Annotated in this window: 16 protein-coding genes; 6 read left to right on the top strand and 10 right to left on the bottom strand. The window is 45.2% G+C overall.

Annotated elements, in window-relative coordinates:
• Positions 1-27: 27 nt before the first annotated feature.
• The 8 genes from BMX95_RS01920 to BMX95_RS01885 form a co-directional block, all read right to left on the bottom strand.
• Positions 28-1365 carry a vanadium-dependent haloperoxidase gene (locus BMX95_RS01920; protein WP_081199154.1) on the bottom strand — a complete coding sequence of 446 codons (1338 nt, stop codon included), beginning with the start codon at positions 1363-1365 and terminating at the stop codon, positions 28-30.
• A 103-nt stretch (positions 1366-1468) separates the two neighbouring features.
• Positions 1469-2017 (bottom strand): hypothetical protein, encoded by a 549-nt coding sequence (locus BMX95_RS01915; RefSeq protein ID WP_081199156.1) that lies wholly within the window; start codon positions 2015-2017, stop codon positions 1469-1471.
• A gap of 376 nt (positions 2018-2393) precedes the next feature.
• Positions 2394-3164, bottom strand: coding sequence for an SDR family NAD(P)-dependent oxidoreductase (locus BMX95_RS01910; protein ID WP_081199158.1), 771 nt, complete (start codon positions 3162-3164; stop codon positions 2394-2396).
• A gap of 62 nt (positions 3165-3226) precedes the next feature.
• Entirely contained in the window at positions 3227-4507 is a 1281-nt protein-coding gene (gene fucP, locus BMX95_RS01905) for an L-fucose:H+ symporter permease (protein ID WP_081199160.1), read from the bottom strand.
• Positions 4508-4574: 67 nt separating this feature from the next.
• The gene (locus tag BMX95_RS01900; protein ID WP_081199162.1) at positions 4575-5357 is read right to left on the bottom strand and encodes an SDR family oxidoreductase; all 783 of its coding nucleotides are present in this window, start codon (positions 5355-5357) and stop codon (positions 4575-4577) included.
• A gap of 5 nt (positions 5358-5362) precedes the next feature.
• Entirely contained in the window at positions 5363-6253 is an 891-nt protein-coding gene (locus BMX95_RS01895) for an amidohydrolase family protein (protein WP_081199164.1), read from the bottom strand.
• A gap of 56 nt (positions 6254-6309) precedes the next feature.
• The gene (locus tag BMX95_RS01890; RefSeq protein WP_081199881.1) at positions 6310-6678 is read right to left on the bottom strand and encodes an L-rhamnose mutarotase; all 369 of its coding nucleotides are present in this window, start codon (positions 6676-6678) and stop codon (positions 6310-6312) included.
• A 7-nt stretch (positions 6679-6685) separates the two neighbouring features.
• Positions 6686-7543 carry a fumarylacetoacetate hydrolase family protein gene (locus tag BMX95_RS01885; protein ID WP_081199883.1) on the bottom strand — a complete coding sequence of 286 codons (858 nt, stop codon included), beginning with the start codon at positions 7541-7543 and terminating at the stop codon, positions 6686-6688.
• A gap of 202 nt (positions 7544-7745) precedes the next feature.
• On the opposite strand from BMX95_RS01885, the gene BMX95_RS01880 reads away from it, so the two are divergent.
• From BMX95_RS01880 to BMX95_RS01860, 5 genes are all read left to right on the top strand, one after another.
• A complete protein-coding gene (locus BMX95_RS01880; protein ID WP_242673089.1) occupies positions 7746-11594 on the top strand; it encodes a methylmalonyl-CoA mutase family protein in 3849 nt (1282 codons plus the stop codon).
• A 342-nt stretch (positions 11595-11936) separates the two neighbouring features.
• A complete protein-coding gene (locus BMX95_RS01875; RefSeq protein ID WP_081199168.1) occupies positions 11937-13268 on the top strand; it encodes a TolC family protein in 1332 nt (443 codons plus the stop codon).
• A gap of 26 nt (positions 13269-13294) precedes the next feature.
• Positions 13295-14608, top strand: coding sequence for an efflux RND transporter periplasmic adaptor subunit (locus tag BMX95_RS01870; RefSeq protein ID WP_081199170.1), 1314 nt, complete (start codon positions 13295-13297; stop codon positions 14606-14608).
• A gap of 119 nt (positions 14609-14727) precedes the next feature.
• Positions 14728-15477 (top strand): ABC transporter ATP-binding protein, encoded by a 750-nt coding sequence (locus BMX95_RS01865; RefSeq protein WP_081199171.1) that lies wholly within the window; start codon positions 14728-14730, stop codon positions 15475-15477.
• 15 nt (positions 15478-15492) lie between these two features.
• Entirely contained in the window at positions 15493-16716 is a 1224-nt protein-coding gene (locus tag BMX95_RS01860; RefSeq protein ID WP_081199173.1) for an ABC transporter permease, read from the top strand.
• A 401-nt stretch (positions 16717-17117) separates the two neighbouring features.
• Here the strand turns inward: BMX95_RS01860 and BMX95_RS01850 are convergent, their stop codons facing one another.
• Positions 17118-17312 carry a hypothetical protein gene (locus BMX95_RS01850; protein WP_081199175.1) on the bottom strand — a complete coding sequence of 65 codons (195 nt, stop codon included), beginning with the start codon at positions 17310-17312 and terminating at the stop codon, positions 17118-17120.
• A 145-nt stretch (positions 17313-17457) separates the two neighbouring features.
• Between BMX95_RS01850 and BMX95_RS01845 the strand changes: the two genes are divergently transcribed.
• Positions 17458-18675, top strand: a complete 1218-nt coding sequence (locus BMX95_RS01845) for a DEAD/DEAH box helicase (RefSeq protein ID WP_081199177.1) — start codon at positions 17458-17460, stop codon at positions 18673-18675.
• Between the two features lie 65 nt (positions 18676-18740).
• Here BMX95_RS01845 and BMX95_RS01840 read toward each other — a convergent pair whose 3' ends face one another.
• Positions 18741-19958, bottom strand: coding sequence for a DUF763 domain-containing protein (locus BMX95_RS01840; protein WP_081199179.1), 1218 nt, complete (start codon positions 19956-19958; stop codon positions 18741-18743).
• Positions 19959-20670 lie beyond the last annotated feature (712 nt).

Below are 20670 nucleotides of genomic sequence, written 5' to 3'. Positions count from 1 at the left end.
AGTTAGTTTGGTTATTGTTAGGTTTAATTATTTACTGGCCAGTTGTTCTTTTCTCATGGATAGTTTTGAGAGTACATAATTGCCTACTTTTTCACCCTGGTCGCGCGCTACTATTATGGAAGGGCGATAGTGAATGCCGCCATAAAAGCGGCTTATGCCTGCTTCGTCGGCAGCCTGGCGGGGCGATTGAAAGTTTCTGTCGGGAAAACCCCAGGGGCGTTCGGTGCTGTCGCGGAAAGGCGTTTGTGCGCCATAGATATGTTCCAGTACAGTAGAGGCCGCGGTTGAAATGATGGAATGCCCGCTGGTATATTCGGGAAAAGGCGGTGTTTGCAGGAAGGGTTTCCAGTTGGCATCCATGTATTTGTTGATCACGGTTTCAGGGCGTATGAGGTTAAAGGTGTATTTGGCATCCCAGCAGGCAATAAAGGCATCCATTACCGCGAATGATACCGTTGTATAGGTGTATACTGTTTTTGCAAAATCTGCTTTCTTGCTCTCGCAAATAATACCGGTAATACCCATCCAGTGGCCGCCCGGCGTCATGGCCTTGGTGGCGTACATCGTGTGACCCACTACGTTTAGTTTGAAACCATTACAATCCCAGAAACTGGCAATGGCCTTTTGTTCTTCGGTCAATAGAACGCCGGTGTCCTGTACCTGTTTGGCCATTTTATAAAATGGACAGGTGCTGTCTTTTCCAAATTTGCAGGGAGTGGGTGGCGCAAACTGGTTGCTGCTGTCCATGGCAATGGTGCGAATGGTTCGCCAATGCGGTTCTACTGCCTGAAAATAACCGGGTGGGGTGGGGATCCACTTGCCTTCATCGCTAGGCACGGTGTATTTGGCAGCAGAACGGGTTTGTGCATAATTGTCTTTCTTGCTCCAGGCCAATACGGCCTTTGCTACGTTTATGCCATATTCTTCAGAATTCTTTTTTACGGCTGCAGGCATGCCATGTGTTTCGGCCAGCATTTTTAGGCTGTCGACAATTTTATCAGTCTGGTCTTTTGAAAAGGTGAGCGTTTTGCCTACTTCCATAAACGCCATTAGTGCGGCATAGGGATAATCGACCACTTTACCGGAATCAGGGGGAAGCACATAGTTGAACCCCTTTAACTGGCCTTTCAGCGAGGTATAGCTACTGTCGCCATGCACCATGGCTTCAAAGGCAGCCAGGTGGGCATAGGAATAAATACGACTGGCAACAGGTGGGGTAAAGATGTCGTAGGTAATGACATCTGTTAAAAGACCGGTTACTTTACTGTACAAAACAGGGTTGTGCAATACTTGCTGATAATCTGCAGCACGTTGTTTGCAGGAGGTAACTCCTGCCAAAAGAATGGCAAACAATAATAAACGCATGATATAGCTTCAATTAGTAATAAATCAGACTTGTAGCTGGCTATAACTTTCCCAATCCTCCTACGCTAAAGCTTCGTCGGACGAATAAGGCGATGAAAAACTATCAGCACTCGGGAGGCTGGGCAGGAATGGTAAGCAATGGGGAGGGAGGAATTACATTGGCATAGCCCGTGTATTGATGCAAAAGCCTTGCAAGGGCTTCTACCTGCCAGTTGTTTTGTTGTTCCCAGTATTCAGTGATGGGGCTTTTGATGGAACCGGCAGGGGCATTTTTGTTTTGAGAATTATGTTGCAGGTCATTCACCAGTTTAAAGAACTCATCGCGGGCGTTTTGTAACCGCATCCGGTTCTCGTTGGGTAAACATAACAGAACGAGTTCGCCGTTCTCTACTTTACGTTTTACATATTTATAGTGAATACCGTTGAATTCAATTTCGCCATCGTAGCGTTCGAAGCTGGAGGATATGCTTTGGTAAGGCATGTTAAGGGGAACGCGAATTTCTATGAGGCTGGCTTCATTGTATTGTTGCTGATCGAGCCGGGCTTCCAATTGCGTATCTGACCGGTGTTGCAGATAATCGGACAATAACCGATATCCAAACCAGTTAAACAGGAAGATGATAAGCAGCAATATGGCAGCAGCTCGTTTCATCCGAGGTACAATAGCTTTGAGTTAATACAAAATAAGACAATTTGGATTATGAAAACGCTGTTAGCCAAAATATTTTAAGGAGTGTAGCTGCCCGATATTACATAAAAGCTTCATTTCGTGAGCCATTGTAGTGTGTACCATGTGTCATCCATGTGTGAACCATGTGTCAGATTGAACCTCTCACTAATGGTTGACACATGCTTCACACATGGTTCACACATGGTTGATGCTATCCGTCCCAGGTTTTCCCGAAGCCCGTCCCAAATTGTAAAAAGAAGTGGTTACGTTAGTTATCTTTGTATAGGCATAAAAAAAACAGGAAGTACGAACCAGGTGTCCATACTTCCTTCTTCTATATCAGTATCTTATATATTTCTTAGTTGTTCAATTTCGTGAACCCGCCATCGATTGGGTAGTCGCAGCCAGTGATGAAAGAGGCTTCGTTTGAGCAAAGGTATAATGCGAGGTAACCGATCTCTTCGGGTTTGCCCATACGGCCGATAGGCTGGGTCTTTGACAATTTCTCAAACATCTCGGCTTCTTTGCCGGGGTAGTTCTTTGACAGGAACCCGTCTACAAACGGGGTATGTACACGGGCTGGTGAAATACAGTTGCAACGGATGTTGTATTTGAGGTAATCCTTGGCAACAGATAACGTCATACCAACCACCGCGCCTTTTGTCATGGAATAGGCAAAACGATCGGGTATACCCACCAGCGAGGCAATGGAAGCCATGTTAAGAATAGAGCCGCCATTTTGTTTCATGTGCGGAATAACTGTGTGTAAACAGTTGTACACCCCTTTTACATTCACGCCCACCAGGCGGTCGAAGTCGGCTTCGGGGGTGGTGTCGGCAGTGCCAATGTGTGCAATACCGGCATTATTGATGAGGATATCGATTGATCCATTAGCAGCAATGCCATCCACGATCTGTTTTACATCGGCTTGTTTTGATACATCGCATTTGTAGAACTGGCCTTTGCCGCCGGCTGCTGTAATTTCTTTCACTACGTTGGTTGCGCCCTGCTCATCCATATCCAGGATGTGTACGCTGGCGCCCTGTTGGGCAAATACAGTAGCAATAGCTTTTCCTATACCGCTTCCGCCACCTGTAATGATGGCCGTTTTATTATCGAGTCGAAACATGGGTGCGAAATTAGTTGATATGTTGATACGTTGAAAAGTTGACGGATTTACTTTCTGGTTTTTTATGCTGATTTAGGCTTATAACCTTTCCAGCCAAAAAATAAGATCACAATAAAACAGATCAATGGGATGATGTATCCGTTTTGAATGTTTTTTGTAAGATCGGAAATGCGGCCCATCGCCAATGGAATTAATGCGCCGCCTACAATAGACATAATGATGAGGCTTGAACCTATTTTGGTATCGGTACCCAAACCTTTTATGCCCAATGCAAAAATGGTTGGGAACATGATCGACATAAAGAATCCAACGCCAATCAATGCATACACAGTTATCATGCCAGTGCTTACAATGGCTAGGGCAGATAATACAATATTAATAGCCGAGTAAATAACCAGTAATTTATTAGGGCTGATGTATCTCATAAAAAAGGTGCCTGCGAACCGGCCTACCATGAATGCCAGGCCGTATCCTAATCCCAGATAAACAGACGCCGTTTGTTTGTCGATATTGGCTGCTTTCACGGCAATGTTGATAAAGAAGCTGGTAACACAAACCTGGGCACCTACATAAAAGAATTGCGCAACTATTGCCCAGATGAGGTGATTGTGCTTAAATGCATTGGCAAAACTGGATTGTTTACCGTCATTTTCTTCTTTTATTTCAGGCAGTTTGGTGAAAGCAAAGATGATTGCTACTACCAATATTATGCTTCCCAGAATTAAATACGGGCCTTTTACCGCCGATGCGCTGTTGGCCAGATAGAGGTCAAGGGCTTGTGGCGTCATAGCAGCTTTTTGGGCTTCCGTTAATTCGTTGCCAGATAAAATGAATTTACCACCAATCAGCGGTGCCAGTACAGTAGCGAGTCCATTAAATGACTGTGACAGGTTTAACCGTTGGGTAGCGGTTTCCTTTGGTCCTAATAATGAGGCATACGGGTTGGCCGCTGTTTCTAAAAAGGTAAGTCCGCTGGCTATTACAAAAAGCGCTCCCAGGAATAAGAAATATTGCCTGGTATCAGCAGCCGGTATAAATAATAAGGAGCCAAGACCAAAAAGTAACAAGCCTAAAATAATCCCTGACTTATAACCGTACTTTCTCATTATAAATCCTGCCGGCAATGCCATTACAAAATAAGCGATGAATACGGAGAAGTCGACCAGTGATGCCTGCAAATAGTTCAGGGTAAATGCTTCCCGCAAGTGTGGGATCAATACAGGGTCGAGGTTATGAACAAAGCCCCAAAAGAAAAACAGACTGGTTACTAAAATGAAAGGGAAAAGGTATCCCTTACGCTGTTCTTGATTCAGGGAGGCACTGGAAGATGATGGTAGGGCCATGCAATCGGGAATTTTAGTTTGGATTATAAATTGAGCCCCCAAACTTTCGTTCAGGGGCTATAATATATTAGGTCAATGAACGGTCGAGGTGCGTGTAACCACCATCTACATAAATGATCTGTCCGGTGGTGTGGCTTGAACGGTCGCTGATCAGGAATACCGTCATATCGGCAATTTCTTCTGATGTAGTGAAGCGTTTTTCCAATGGAATTTTAGAAACGATCTGCTCCAGTTTCTCTTTCGGGTTGGGCAGGGTTTTGATCCATTTATCATACAGGGGTGTCCATACTTCAGCAGGGATCACGGTGTTTACCCGGATGGAATAAGGCAACAATTCAACGGCCCACTCGCGTGTGAGGGCGTTGATACCACCTTTGGAAGCTGCATAACCTGAGGTATTACCCTGGCCTGTGTCTGCCACTTTTGACCCGATATTGGTGATGGTACCTTTTGTTTCTTTCAGGTGTGGCAATGCATAATGCGCCAGGTTATAAATATGGCTGAGGTTTATCTGCAGCGATTGCATGAACTTTTCGGGAGAACCGCTTTCGAGCCCGCAGCCATCGTTCATTCCGGCATTATTGATAAGGCCATCGATGCGGCCAAATTCTTTTACGGTAAAATCTATTACTGCTTTGCAGGCAGCGGGGTCGGCCAGTTCGGCTTCAATGCTGGTAGCTTTCCCTTTTGCCTTTATAATTTCATCAACTTTAGCCTGGTTATCAGTTTTATTTCTTCCTGCAATTACTACAATACCACCTTCAGCAGCAATTGAACTGCTAATAGCAGCACCAATCCCTTTGGCACCTCCGGTAACAATAAATACTTTGTTGGTGAGATGTAAATCCATGTTAGTTATAAATTATAAAATTGAATGGCATTGCTGCCAAATACTTTTTCCCTGTCTTCTGCCGAAAAGCTCTCCATGTATTTCTCCAGCAAACTTTTCCATTGTACATAAATGCCACTGAGCAACATTACAGGCCAGTCGCTTCCAAACATCAATCTGTCGGTACCGAATGCTTCAAACACCACATCGAGGTAGGGGAAGAAATCGGCCGCGCTCCATTCTTTCCAGTTTGTTTCGGTAAACAAACCAGACAGTTTGCAGCTTACGTTCGGGAATTTGGCTATTTCCTGTATGCCTGCTTTCCAGTCATCGATCTTTTTATGACGGATGTCGGGTTTGGCGCAATGATCTACCACGAATGGCTGATCGGGAAAAGCCCTTACAAAATCAATCGCCGGTTGCAATTGATTATGGAAGATGAGAATATCGTACGTATAGTTGTATGCTTTTAAAGCTGCTATTCCGCGACGGAAATTTGGTCTGGCCAAAAAATCCAGGGGTTCTCCCTGTACTACGTGCCGGTATCCTTTTATAATGGGATACTGTGAAAAGTATTGCAGGCGTTCTGCAATGTTATCGGCTTGTAAGTCGATCCAGCCTACTGCGCCTTTGATAATGGAATGGGTTTTGGCCAGTTCAACCAGGAAATGGGTTTCCATTTCAGACTGGGTTGCCTGTACGGCCACCACGCCATCGACATTATTTCTTCTTGAAACCAATGCCAGGTGTTCGGGAAGATAATCCTGCTGAAGAGTTTTCATGGAATTATCTATCCATTCGTAGGTCTTTTTATCGTATTTCCAGAAGTGAACGTGTGAATCGATAACAGCCCCCTCCCGGCCTCCCCCGGTGGGGGAGGGGTTGGCAGCATCGTAATATTTTTTTAGCTGTCTCATTGTCTAAATTCATTTGGCGTTAGCAATGTATTATCTGAGCAATTAATCGGAGTGTTTCAGGCTCCTCCCCCACCGGGGGAGGTCGGGAGGGGGCCCGGGAGGCCAAAGATCTTTTCCATGAGCACCCATTTCTCACCGGGTTTTGCCCAGGGAAGTGCCTGTTGGAATTTCCACATCAGGGTTTCCCATTCCTGTACCCTTGGGTTGGCGGCATCGGCCTTTGCTTTTTCAGCAAAAGAGAACTGGTCACTGGCTTCGATGATCATAAAAAGCCGGTTACCCGTGCGATATATGTCCAGCACGTCGATGCCGGCCGATTGAATGCTTTGCACTATCTCGGGCCATATTTCACGGTGATGGCGCTCGTAGTCGGCAATCAATGCCGCATCATCTACCAGGTCCAGGGCAAGACAATATCGTTTCATGTACATACTATTTATAAGCTACCGCAACCTGTTTACTGGTGCCCAGTCCATCGATACCCAACTCGATAATATCGCCGGGTTTTACATAGAATGGTTCTGGTTTCTGACCTAAACCTACACCTGCAGGGGTACCGGTACTGATGATATCACCTGGGAGCAGGGTCATGAACTGGCTCAGGTAGGAGATCAGGAACGGTATTTTGAAAATGAGGTTCGAGGTATTTCCATCCTGTAACACTTTACCATTTAAAGAAAGCCACAGGCGTACGTTGTGAATGTCTTTGATCTCATCGGGGGTTGCCAATACCGGGCCCAACGGAGCAAACGTATCGCAGCTTTTACCTTTTACCCATTGGCCATTGCGCTCCAACTGAAAGGCACGTTCGCTGTAATCATTGTGCAGCATATAACCGGCGATGTAATCGTTGGCGTCTTTCTCCTCTACATAGGTAGCTTTTTTACCTATTACTACGGCCAGTTCCACTTCCCAGTCGGTTTTTACACTGTTCTTAGGGATCACTACTGAATCAAAGGGACCGCACATGGCTGTGGTTGCTTTAAAGAACACAATAGGCTCAGTTGGTATGGCCGCATTGGTTTCTTTGGCATGATCAACATAATTCAAACCGATGCAAATAATTTTAGAAGGGCGGGCCAGAGGGGCGCCTAAACGCTCGCTGGCATCAACAGCCGGACAGGTAGACTGGTTTGATTTTAACCACTCCGCCAAACGGGCAATACCATTGTTCGTGAAAAATTGCTCGTTATAATCTTCACCAAAAGCGCTGGTGTCAATTCTTTTTCCATCGGGTAATTCAACCCCAGGCTTTTCCTGCCCTGTTTTTCCAAAACGTATAAGCTTCATTTTACCAGTAAATTTTTTGTTGGCCGAAACTATTTCATTTTCACTGCAAACCAAACGAAAATTTCCGGTATCGTTCCCGGAACTTTTGCAATTCCTTATCTCTTATATGCAAGAAGTATAAAAGAAAGGAACTATATTTTAATACTAACGATCATTAGCTTTTTTAAACTAACTTTAGTCCGATTTTGTAATGCATGCTATTATGAGTTATATACCTGTCAACAAAGTTAGAATAGTTACTGCTGCCTCCCTTTTTGATGGCCACGATGCTGCCATAAATATTATGCGGCGCATTTTACAGTCAAAAGGCGCTGAGATCATACACCTGGGTCATAACCGGTCTGTTGCGGAGATCGTTGAATGTGCCATAGAAGAAGATGCCCAGGGTATTGCCATAACCAGCTACCAGGGCGGCCATGTGGAGTTCTTTAAATATATGAAAGACCTGCTGGAGGAGAATGGCTGTGGCCATATAAAGATCTTTGGCGGTGGGGGTGGTACCATTCTACCCCAGGAAATTACCGAGCTCCATAATTATGGGATCACCAGGATCTACAGTCCCGATGACGGGCGCAGGCTTGGGCTGGAAGGGATGATTGAGGAAGTGATACAACAATGCAGCCTCCCCCCGTCCCCCTCCGGTGGAGGGGGAGAAGGGCAGCAGTCTGACTATTGGTTGGCACCCCGCAAGTGGAACGGAAAGCTGCCGTTGGGAGAAAAAAGGGATATTAGAAGAATAGCTCGTGCTATTACTCTGGCGGAAAATAAAATGGAACGTGAGAATGTGTATGATGGCTCATCTATTACGATTAATCAGTTTAAAGCGGATCCTTTAATTTATCAAAAGCTTAAGGAGTTTGCTTTATTACATCGAAAAGATGCCACAATGGCTGAGGAGATTCTTTGGGATAAGCTTAAAAGTAAAAAGGAAGGGTACAAATTCAGAAGGCAACATATAATTGGAAGCTTTATTGCTGATTTTGCTTGTTTAAAAAAGGGATTGGTTATTGAAGTGGATGGAAATTACCACCAGCTGCCTGAAATGAAGATCAGTGATGAAGAGAGAACAAAAGCCTTAAATAATTTGGGGTTTGATGTTCTAAGGTTTACCAATGATGAAATAACCTATGAGCTTGAAAAAGTTCTAAATAAAATTCAAAAGGCTCTCTCCGAGTTGCCGAATAAGGGGATTGACGAAAATAGTAGCGAGGAACCCAATTCCTCCCCCACCGGGGGAGGTCGGGAGGGGGCCGCTCCTGTCTTAGGCATCACCGGCACCGGTGGGGCTGGGAAATCATCCGTTACCGATGAGATCGTGCGGCGGTACCTGAATGCCTTTGACAATAAAACAATTGCCGTTATTTCTGTTGACCCCTCGAAAAAGAAAACCGGTGGCGCCCTGCTGGGTGACCGCATCCGGATGAACAGCATCCATTCCCCCCGCGCTTATATGCGTTCCCTGGCTACCCGCGACAGCGATGTAGCCCTGAGTGAACACGTACAGGAAGCCATCGATGTGTGTAAAGAAGCTGCTTTTGATCTTATTATTCTGGAATCGGCCGGGGTTGGACAAAGCGATGTGAGCATCCTGGATTATTGCGATGTAGCATTGTATGTAATGACGCCTGAATATGGTGCCGCTTCGCAACTGGAAAAGATCAATATGCTCGATTATGCCGATGTGATCGCCATCAATAAATTCGATAAAAGCGGTGCCCTGGATGCCCTGCACGATGTACGCAAACAGTTCAAACGCAACCATGGTTTATGGACTGCCAAAGATGAGGAACTACCCGTTATAGGCACCATTGCCGCCCAGTTTAACGATACCGGCATCAACGAACTGTTTGAAAAACTGATGGTAACCATCAACACAAAAACAGGCACCACATTCGGACCAATCGATGTACATGCACACTTAAAAGATACTACGACCAAATCGCAGATCATTCCACCCAAACGGGTACGCTATCTGTCAGAAATTGCAGATACCAATCGCGGGTATGATGTATGGGTGAAAGAACAGGCGGTGCTGGCAACACAGTTGTACCAGGTAAACGGTACACTGAATACTGTTAACAGCTTATCTGCTGCCGTAAAAGAGGAGCTGACCACTATTAAAAAGAAACTGGAAGAGCAACTGCATCCCGAATGCAAAAAGCTGGTAGCGCAATGGCCCGCTCTGGTTACAAAATATAAAGCCGATTTTTTTGAATACCAGGTGCGTGATAAAGTGATCAAACAATCAATGACCACCAAATCACTCAGTGGTACTCGTATACCGAAGGTGGTATTACCAAAATACAACGACTGGGGCGACATCTTAAAGTGGCAGCTGCAGGAAAACATACCGGGTGAATATCCATTTACCGCCGGCGTGTTCCCGCTGAAACGTGAAGGGGAAGACCCTACCCGCATGTTTGCCGGAGAAGGTGGCCCGGAACGTACCAATAAACGTTTTCACTATGTGTCGTTCGATCAGCCCGCGCGGCGCCTGTCTACTGCATTTGACAGCGTAACCCTGTATGGCGAAGACCCTGCCCATCGTCCGGATATCTATGGTAAAGTTGGTAACAGCGGCGTGAGCATTGCCACAGTAGATGATGCCAAAAAATTATACAGCGGTTTTGATTTGTGTGATCCCAAAACATCGGTGAGCATGACCATTAACGGTCCGGCCCCGATTATACTCGCGTTTTTTATGAATGCGGCTATTGATCAGTTGTGTGAAAAATGGATCGAAGCCAATGGTAAATGGGATACAGTGAATGCTAAAATGGCGGAGAAATTCAAACAATTACCCAAACCAGCTTATTACAATCCATCGGCACCTGAACGATTGCCCGAAGGAAACAATGGACTGGGTTTAGGCATATTGGGAATGTCGGGCGAGGAAGTGTTGCCTGCCGAAGTGTATGCAAAACTAAAAGCAGAAGCGCTGGCCCAGGTACGTGGTACTGTTCAGGCAGACATTCTGAAAGAAGACCAGGCACAAAACACCTGTATTTTCAGTACTGAATTTGCCCTAAAACTGATGGGCGATGTGCAGGAATATTTCATTGAACAAAAAGTGCGCAACTTTTATAGTGTAAGTATCAGCGGTTATCATATTGCCGAAGCGGGTGCCAATCCCATTACGCAACTGGCCTTTACCCTGGCCAATGGATTTACTTACGTAGAATACTACCTGAGCCGCGGCATGCATATCGATGAGTTTGCGCCTAACCTCTCCTTCTTCTTCAGCAATGGCATGGACCCTGAATACAGCGTAATTGGCCGGGTGGCGCGGCGCATTTGGGCCAAAGCCATGAAGTATAAATACAAAGGCAATGACCGCAGTCAAAAACTGAAATACCATATTCAAACTTCTGGCCGCAGCCTGCACGCACAGGAGATCGATTTCAACGATATACGAACCACACTGCAGGCACTGTACGCCATTTACGACAACTGTAACAGCCTGCATACAAATGCGTATGATGAAGCTATTACAACGCCTACAGAAGAAAGCGTACGCCGGGCAATGGCCATTCAATTAATTATTAACCGGGAACTGGGCAGCGCCAAAACAGAGAATTTTATACAGGGTTCCTTCCTGATTGAAGAAATGACCGACCTGGTTGAAGAAGCGGTGCTGACTGAGTTCGATCGCATTACCGAACGGGGTGGTGTATTGGGCGCTATGGAACGGATGTACCAGCGCAATAAGATCCAGGAAGAAAGTTTGTATTATGAAAGTTTGAAACACAGTGGTGAACTACCCATCATTGGTGTGAATACTTTTTTGAATAAGAAGGGAAGTCCTACGGTTTTACCAGGTGAAGTTATTCGCAGTACTACCGAAGAAAAAGAGCAACAGATCCAGAACCTGCAAGCCTTCTGTAAACGGAATGAAAACCAGTCGGCCGACAGGCTGGCCCGCCTGAAGCAGGTGGCCATCAATAACGGTAACCTCTTTGAAGAGTTGATGGAAACTGTGAAGTACTGTTCATTGGGTCAAATAACGCATGCGTTGTTTGAAGTAGGGGGGCAGTATAGACGTAATATGTAAGTTTGGGGGTAAGGAGTTGAGATATGAGATTTATGGAGCTGAAGTAAGAAATAGGAATTAGGAAGATCCGAAAATTCTTACCTCGTAATTCCTACTTCTGCCTCTTGTGTAGAATATTTTCCTCATTAAAATAAGATTAATTAATGCCACGGTAGCTCAATATAGTTGAGCTGGCGTGGCATTTTTATTTCCCATCTATCAGAGGGCCAAACCGTTTATCAGTTGAAATGAAGGAGGGGATAAATGAATTGTTAAGCTGTTGATAAACCGTTTAACTAACCACTGGAAATGTTATCAAAACACTTCAAATAACAGTGACAACTGTAATTAAATATATAAGGTATGCTGAAATATTTTTTACTAATAGCCGGACTTTTACCGGGCCTCTTTACCCCACTTCATGCACAGGATACCACAGCAGGGCCATTAAAATGGGACCTGCAAACCTGTTTGGAGTATGCCAAAAAGAATAATATAACCATCAGGGACCTGCGATGGAGCGCACGTTCCAGTGAGCAGGACCTTTTGCAGGCAAGAGCAGCCAAATTACCCAGCCTATCGGCGACCCTCACCCAGTCGGTTGTAAATAGTAACAATGCCAACCCGGTAGTAGGTGGTTTTCAAACCCAGGCCAATGCATCAGGTAACTATGGTGTCAGTTCGAACCTGATCGTTTATAATGGCGGTTTCCTGAACAATGATGTAAAGCAAAAAAATATGCTGCTGGAGAGTGCCCAGTTGAACGTGCAGGCTGCCGAAAATGATATTACCCTGCAGATCACCCAGGCTTATCTGAATATTTTGTTGCAAAAGGAGAATATTACTTACCTGCAGGAATTGGTGGGTTCTTCCGAATCACAATTAAAACTGGGCAAGCAAAGGTTTGATGCGGGTAGTTTATCGCGCAAGGATTATTTGCAGCTGGAAGCCACACTGGCCAATGATAAATACAATCTTACTACGGCTATCAATGCGCATCGTACCAACCTGATAACGCTGAAGCAAATTTTACAGCTGCCATCCTCTACCGGTTTTGACGTTATACAACCCGATACACTGGTCACTAACCAGGCGGTGGTATCGTTGCCGGAAGCTGAAAATGCTGCGGTCAGTTCAAGACCTGAAGTAAAGGTCGGTGAGCTGGGTGTGAAGTCGGCAGAAGTAGGGCTGGATAAATCGCGTGCCGGCGCTCTGCCCGTTATAAGTGTAGGCGCAGGTTTATCGAGTGGTTATTCGGATAACAACGACCTGAAGTATTTTAATCAGATAAATAATAACTTCTATCAGCGATTGGGTGTAACTGTTGCGATCCCCATATTTGCCAATCGCGTAAATAAAAGCAATATTGAACGATCGAAAATACAGATAGAGCAGGCAAAGTTGTCGTTACAGGGAACAAAAACAACGCTCGATCAGGCGGTTGAACAAGCCTATATCAGTGTATTGAATTCGCAGGCGCAATTAGAAGCAGCAGAATCACAATGGAAAACCAACCAGGAAAGTTTTCACATCACCAATGAACAGATGCGTCTGGGAGCGTTCAATACCATTGACCTGCTTACACAAAAGAATCTCTATGTGCAGGCCTTGCAGGCATATGTTCAGGCCAAATACAATACCATTCTAAATAAGAAGATCTACGAATTCTATACAGGCATGCCTGTATCCCTATAAAATCTATAACTACAAACGGATATAACATGAAAAAGAAAAAATATAAATGGGTTATATGGATGCTGATCATCGTTGCTGCCGGTGTTGGCATCTGGTTCTGGAAATTTAAGGAAGAAGAAAAACCTGTTGTGCTGGAAACCGAACAACCGCACATGGGTACCATCGCTACCAGTGTAACAGCCACCGGTACGGTTCAGCCCGTTGATACGGTTTCAGTAGGTACACAGGTATCGGGCACCATCAGCAAGGTATATGTAGATTTTAACGATAAAGTGAAGAAAGGGCAATTGATCGCTGAGATAGATAAGACCATTTTATCGGCCCAACGCGATCAGATTGCCGCCAATCTGCGCCAGGCAAGGGCTAACCAGGATTATCAAAAAGGCAACTACGAACGGCAAAAGCAATTGCTCGATGTGGGGGCTATCAGCAAAGCAGATTATGAGATCGCATTAAATCAATATAATGCCGGTAATGACAATGTAAACGGCATCGCTGCCCAATTAAAAGCAGCACAACAAAATTTATACTATGCAAATATTTACTCGCCCATAGATGGAACTGTGTTGACAAGAAATGTGAGTGTGGGCCAAACAGTAGCCGCCAGTTTGAATACGCCTACCTTGTTTGTGATTGCCAAAGACCTTACCAAAATGCAGGTGCAGGCAGCTGTCGATGAAGCCGATATAGGCAATGTGAAAAACGGACAAAGAGTAACTTTTACAGTAGATGCCTTTCCCGATAACGTGTTTGAGGGCCACGTAAATGAAGTAAGGTTACGGCCAAGTGTGTCATCGAATGTGGTTACTTATTCCACCATCATCGATGCACCGAACAGTGATCTGAAACTGAAGCCGGGTATGACGGCCAATATTACCGTTTTCACCCAGGAAATTCAGAATGCCTTGCTCGTTTCTGCAAAGGCCACGCGTTTTCGTCCTGATTCAAGCCTGTATAAAAAATATACCATTGAAGGTGGTAACTTTAAAGATGGGCAACAGAAAGGTGGCATGCGTATAGGCAGTAGCAGTGCCCAGAAAGACAGCACCGGTATGAATAAGAATGGAAAACGGGATGCTGCGGAAACCGTTGAAACAGGAAAGTCGGCTATTGTTTGGGTGAAAAAAGATAGTACGCTTACCCGTCGTAAAATAAAGATCGGTTTAACCGATGATACCAACGTACAGGTACTGTCGGGATTAAGTACAGATGAGGTGGTGGTATCAGGCTCACACCAGGAAACAACCGGTGACAAGGGATCAGGCACGCCAAGAAGTCCGTTTATGCCGCAACGTAGAGGTGGTGGCGGAGGTGGTAACCGTGGTGGTGGCCCGAGGTAGGAAGTGGGAAGTAAGACGTAGGAAGTAAGAGGTAGGAAATGCAAGCTCTTCACGCTTCTTACCTCATACTTCTTACTTCAGTCTCATAAAATGTAAATGATCTAAATTAAATCAAGAACATGTCTAACAAGATAGTTTCTATACATGACCTGAAGCGCGAATTTAAGATGGGAGTAGAAATTGTACGGGCATTGAAAGGCGTTTCATTTGATGTGGAGCCGGGTGAGTTTGTAACGATCATGGGCAGCAGTGGTTCCGGTAAAACCACCATGCTGAATATATTGGGTTGTTTGGATAAACCCAGCGACGGCACTTATTTACTCGATGGTGTTGATGTAGGAAAATTATCGCGCAATGAGCTGGCCGTATTGCGCAACCATAAAATAGGATTTGTGTTTCAGGCCTATAACCTGCTGGCGCGCACCTCGGCATTGGAGAATGTTGAGTTGCCTCTGTTATATAACTCGAGCATTTCATCCAGAACGCGGCATGAGCGGGCGGTGAAAGCGCTCGAAGCTGTTAAACTGGGCGACAGGCTCGATCACTTACCCAATCAGTTATCGGGCGGGCAGCAACAACGTGTGGCCATTGCCCGCGCCCTGGTAAATGAGCCGGTAATGATCCTGGCCGACGAAGCAACCGGTAACCTGGATACCCGCACTTCTTATGAAATTATGGCCCTGTTCCAGGAGTTGAACCAGCAACAGGGTAAAACAATTGTGTTTGTTACGCATGAACCTGATATTGCCGCCTTCAGCAGCAGAACAATCACCTTAAAAGATGGTAAAGTGGTAAAGGATACGAAGAACACCCAGGTGCGTTCTGCCAAAGAAATGCTGGCAGCATTACCAGTAGCAGCAGATTACTAACTGATACTTATTACAATGAAACTTTTTAACCTCATACGAATCGCATTGAAAGCGCTGCAGCGGAATAAACTGCGTGCATTCTTAACCATGCTGGGGATCATCATAGGGGTGGCGTCAGTGATCGCTATGGTGGCCATAGGGCAGGGGTCAAAACAAAGCATTCAGGACCAGCTGAGCAGCATGGGATCAAATATGATCACCATAAGACCCAATAGCAATCAAACAGTAGGTGGCGGGGCCCGGCTCGATGCAACGGGTTTGCAATCGCTGACACTGGATGATATAAAAGCCATCCAAAAACAGGCAACCTACATAACGGCCGTATCGCCTGCTGTACAGGCGAAGGGGCAGGCCATCAATGGCGCCCTCAACTGGCCTACTACCATTCAGGGAGTAAGTCCTGATTATTTAACCATTCGTAACTGGCCATTGAAAGATGGGATCACCTTTACGCAGGAGCATGTGAATAAAGCCGATAAAGTTTGTTTAATAGGACAAACCGTGGTAGAGAACATCTTTGGTTCTGAAGACCCGGTTGGCAAGATCATTCGCTTTAATAAAATACCCTTTAAAGTGATTGGGGTGCTGGGTGAAAAAGGCGAGAATGCATTTGGGCAAGACCAGGATGACATCATAATAGCGCCATATACGACCGTACAGAAAAGAATACTGGCCATTCCTTATATTCAAAACATATACGCCTCTGCAATTGATGAAAAAAGCAGTGCGCAGGCAACGGCGGAAATAACCGATATTCTGCGTACCTCGCATAAGTTAAAAGCAATCGATGATGACGACTTTTTGGTGCGTACCCAGGCAGAGCTGATAAATACTTTCAGTTCAACCAGCCAGCTGTTGACGGTATTACTGGCAGCCATAGCCGGTATTTCGCTGGTTGTGGGCGGAATAGGTATCATGAACATTATGTATGTGTCGGTAACAGAACGTACAAAGGAGATCGGTTTACGAATGAGTATTGGGGCGCAGGGCACCGACATCCTGTTCCAGTTTTTAATAGAAGCAATTCTGATCAGTATTACCGGTGGTATTATTGGAGTGATCCTTGGTATTACGGCCTCGCGGCTGGTAACCCTGTTTTTATCGTGGCCAACCCTGGTGTCGCAATCATCCATTATGTTATCGTTTATGGTATGCGCCATCACGGGCGTATTCTTTGGGTATTACCCAGCGCAAAAAGCATCGCGGTTAGATCCTATTGAGGCGTTAAGGTATGAGTAAGTAAATTAATTTGAGTTGCAGACCTGTCAGGTAGACCGCGTAAGTATGAATGTTCAGCATGTTAAAGTCTACCTGGCAGTACTCGCAATAGAAGGTACGGCGGTCAGTTTTACCGAGGTGTTTTTTAATGAGTAGGATTACACACCTTGGGCAGATCTGTTTCGTATGTACCAGCCAGTGTTTTCTAAGTACGAATGCTATCAATTGCATGTGTATTGCCGGTTGCCGACAAGATCTTTTTGCCTTTGAACTTGTGAACGGCTTCCTTCAGAATGATGATCCTGGGCCCGTCTGGCATAGGCTGATCGGCTATTAAAGGTTGATGAAATACCGCTGGAAAGAGAAGTGCTAGCCGATTTATGAAAAAAATAACAGCACTGAGTACCTTATTCCACAAACTGCTAGGTAGCCCTGTCGCGCGTGTTGCGAATAAGGCCAACCCCGGCAAAGAAAAAGATGGCGCCCAGCACTCCATACATAATGATTTGCTTAATGTTATGCGTATTAGCACCCCCATTCATGAAGTTTACACCGGCCAGTATAAGTCCTGCTACACCAACCAGTGCCAGTATAATGCCTAAGACTCTTTTTTCCATAATACCACTTTCAGGTAGTATGGCAAAGGATGTGCCCGGGGTAATTGGTTCTACTTTGTTGATTTACATGACCAAATTCCATTATATTTGCTTGTATATTATATCGCTGGACCATGCTCCACAAACACCTAAATAAATTGACATCTTGCGCTTTACAGAATTCGGCTTTCACCCTGACTTATTAGAAGGCATTGAAGCCTCCAATTACGAAAATGCTACTCCTGTTCAGGAACAGGTTATACCACCCATATTAGCTGGTAAAGATATTATCGCTTCCGCCCAAACCGGTACCGGTAAAACAGCTGCCTTTTTGCTGCCGCTTATCAATCGCTTACTTACCCATCGTATTGATGGACAGGTAGGTGCGTTGGTAATTGTGCCTACCCGTGAGTTGGCTATCCAGATAGCACAGCACCTGGAAGGACTGTCCTACTTTACCAATCTCAGCTCCATTGCTGTATATGGCGGAAATGACGGTAGCAACTTTGTTGCTGAAAAGAAGGCCCTGCAAACCGGGACTGATATCGTCATTTGCACACCTGGCCGCATGATTGCCCACCTGAACATGGGTTATGTGCAGTTTAAACAATTGCAGTACCTGGTGCTCGATGAGGCTGACCGCATGTTAGATATGGGTTTCCAGGATGATATTAACAAGATCATTGGCGCCCTGCCTGCTAAACGGCAAACCTTATTGTTTTCGGCTACCATGCCCGAAAAGATCAGACAGCTGGCAAGAAAGATCCTGGCCAACCCGGTTGAGATCAACATCGCTATATCAAAGCCACCGGAAAAAATAGTACAGAAAGCTTTTGTGGTGTATGAACCACAAAAACTGCCATTACTAAAACATATCTTAACAAACGTTCCATTTAAAAGCGCGCTCATCTTTTGCAGCCGTAAGCAAAGTGTAAAATTGTTAGTGCGGGATATGGAACGCGCGAAGTTCAAGATCGCAGAGATCCACAGTGATCTGGAACAGGCGCAACGCGAAGATGTATTGAATGGTTTTACCAGCGGACGGATACCTATACTCGCTGCTACGGATATCTTAAGCCGTGGTATCGATATAGATACCATTGACCTGGTGATCAACTATGATGTACCCCGCGATGCAGAAGATTATGTACATCGCATTGGTAGAACGGCCCGTGCAGAAGCGGATGGAATGGCCTTTACCCTGGTGAGCGAAGTTGAGCAAAACAAATTTGCCGTTATTGAAAAGCTGATTGGTAAAGAAGTGGAGAAAGCAACTGTACCTGAGGAATTGGGTAAAACACCGGAATACCAACCCAGATTCCGTTCAAAGAGCAAGGGTGGTAATAGAAGGTATCATCATCAGGGGAAGCCGAGAAGAAAATAGTTGATAGCGTTGATAGGGTTGACATGTTAACAGGTTGACATGTTGACCAGACCGGCAACTTTTTCTCAAAAGAGCCTCAATTGTACTCCTTTTGATCGTTTAGACGGTGGTTTTTCCTTGCCCATAACGGTTCTGCCACCGTAACGCCAGGATTCGTTGCGTTCCTTTTCTATAAGTTGCTCAAAGTTATCATTGGGTATGAAATTGTCTTCGGCTTTTTGAGCCAGTTCAGTAAGCTTCTTTATAGCCTGCAGTTTATCGCTTTGACCAATCTTTGCTTTTTCAACCGCTTTGTGCAATACGTCGATGGTTTCATCGTATACTTTGGTTGGAACCGGGAATGGATGCCCGTCCTTTCCGCCATGGGCAAACGCAAAGCGGGCCGGATCCTTAAACCGGGTGCTGGTACCATGGATGACTTCACTTACCAATGCCAGTGATTGCAAGGTGCGTGGTCCCATGCCTTCCAGCAATAACAATTCTTCAAAATCGGCAGGCTGCTTTTCATGCGTTAACCACAACATGGCACCGAGTCTTTTAAGATCAACATCTTTTGCCTGCACCTCGTGATGGGCAGGCATGGTAAGATGGTTTATTTCGGCTAATAACTCGTTAGGCGATTCGTTATTTGATAAGGTGAGAATACCTGTGCGGCTGGGCGCAGCTTCTTTATCGACCAGGTTCAGGATATTACCGGCCTGAAAACCGCAAATGGCAGTGTGTGGTTCATTTACGAATGATTCTATTTGTTGCGAATGCCAGTGATACCGCCTTGCTGTACCGGTGGCATCGTTCAACCCTTGTTGAATTACCGTCCACTCTCCTTCATTGCTGACAATAAAACTATGCAGGTATAATTGAAAACCATCCTGAATAGCGGTGTTATCAACTTTGGCGCTCAGCTTGCTGCAACGGACCAGTTGTTGTGCATTCAAACCGGTTTGTTCGCCTATGGCCAATAGCTCATTGGGTACCTGGCGGGAATGGCTTCCTTTGCCCCCGCAGATATAAATGCCCAGTTCTTTTGAGAGTGGGTTAATGGCTTTTTTTAATGCCCCTAGCACAGAGGTGGTAATACCTGAAGAGTGCCAGTCCATACCCATCACTGCACCCAGGCTTTGAAACCAGCAAGGCTCACTAAGCCGGCGGATGTAGTCGGCTTTTCCATATTCCATCAGGATCACCTCGGTTATGGCCCGGCCCAGTTTGGCCATGCGTTCAGCCAGCCAGGGCGGAACAGCACCATAATGTAAAGGAAGATCGGCGGTACCGGAGCGTTTCATATGCTAACAAAGTTAGTAAAGAAAAGGCAATGGGCTCACAACTCACAACTCACAAAAAAAAATCCTGCCGAAGCAGGACTTACTGGAACCCCGTTTTATGATGAACTTACTCTAATTAAGAAGGGAAGTGCTTAATGAAATGTAAAAGGGAACGCAGGGGAATGACCAGCCCAGCCACTCCATGCTGAAATAATTTTCCAAATGCTTGTGGGTTCAGGAAGGGGCCTCATTATATTCCGGTTTGGGTTTTTCAACAGCATACAAGTATGTTCGCAAATGATGCACGGCGAACAACTGTATCCAACTAAGGATATTTACTCCGGGGGCTCCCGTATCAAGACGGATCCATTACCAGCAATGCTCCTGCGTCCTATTTGAAGGTGAATGGAAAAACAATTTCATTAAGTAAAGAACTGCGTACGATCAACCAGCAACCAAAAATACCGGTAAGCTTTTTATTGAGTTTACCAATGTGTGTGAACTGCTGATTTATGCGTGTGAAAGTAAATATCAGCGTGGTGAAATGCTAAAGTTATCTACTGAACATAGTGCGTAGTACTACGTAATGAAGCAAACGAACAATTGTAAGTAGTGCCGGTTTTACTTGATGATTAAACATTTATTATGCTTAGTAAAGAATACTTCAACAAATTATGTTGTATAACGTTATTAAAACACCGTTAAAAGTTATTATTTACCGTTGGTGTATACG

The organism is Niastella yeongjuensis (genome assembly GCF_900110245.1).
In the GTDB taxonomy this organism is placed as follows: Bacteria; Bacteroidota; Bacteroidia; order Chitinophagales; family Chitinophagaceae; genus Niastella; species Niastella yeongjuensis.
The sequence above is the reverse complement of the archived record's forward strand: the minus strand, read 5'-3'. Positions and strand labels throughout refer to the sequence as shown.

Coding starts and splice junctions, on each gene's coding strand:
- BMX95_RS01910 (WP_081199158.1), bottom strand. CDS start 3,164: ATGTTTCGACTCGATAATAAAACGGCCATCATTACAGGTGGCGGAAGC.
- BMX95_RS01865 (WP_081199171.1), top strand. CDS start 14,728: ATGTCTAACAAGATAGTTTCTATACATGACCTGAAGCGCGAATTTAAG.
- BMX95_RS01890 (WP_081199881.1), bottom strand. CDS start 6,678: ATGAAACGATATTGTCTTGCCCTGGACCTGGTAGATGATGCGGCATTG.
- BMX95_RS01880 (WP_242673089.1), top strand. CDS start 7,746: ATGAGTTATATACCTGTCAACAAAGTTAGAATAGTTACTGCTGCCTCC.
- BMX95_RS01915 (WP_081199156.1), bottom strand. CDS start 2,017: ATGAAACGAGCTGCTGCCATATTGCTGCTTATCATCTTCCTGTTTAAC.
- BMX95_RS01920 (WP_081199154.1), bottom strand. CDS start 1,365: ATGCGTTTATTATTGTTTGCCATTCTTTTGGCAGGAGTTACCTCCTGC.
- BMX95_RS01875 (WP_081199168.1), top strand. CDS start 11,937: ATGCTGAAATATTTTTTACTAATAGCCGGACTTTTACCGGGCCTCTTT.
- BMX95_RS01860 (WP_081199173.1), top strand. CDS start 15,493: ATGAAACTTTTTAACCTCATACGAATCGCATTGAAAGCGCTGCAGCGG.
- BMX95_RS01895 (WP_081199164.1), bottom strand. CDS start 6,253: ATGAGACAGCTAAAAAAATATTACGATGCTGCCAACCCCTCCCCCACC.
- BMX95_RS01840 (WP_081199179.1), bottom strand. CDS start 19,958: ATGAAACGCTCCGGTACCGCCGATCTTCCTTTACATTATGGTGCTGTT.
- BMX95_RS01850 (WP_081199175.1), bottom strand. CDS start 17,312: ATGGAAAAAAGAGTCTTAGGCATTATACTGGCACTGGTTGGTGTAGCA.
- BMX95_RS01870 (WP_081199170.1), top strand. CDS start 13,295: ATGAAAAAGAAAAAATATAAATGGGTTATATGGATGCTGATCATCGTT.
- BMX95_RS01885 (WP_081199883.1), bottom strand. CDS start 7,543: ATGAAGCTTATACGTTTTGGAAAAACAGGGCAGGAAAAGCCTGGGGTT.
- BMX95_RS01900 (WP_081199162.1), bottom strand. CDS start 5,357: ATGGATTTACATCTCACCAACAAAGTATTTATTGTTACCGGAGGTGCC.
- fucP (WP_081199160.1), bottom strand. CDS start 4,507: ATGGCCCTACCATCATCTTCCAGTGCCTCCCTGAATCAAGAACAGCGT.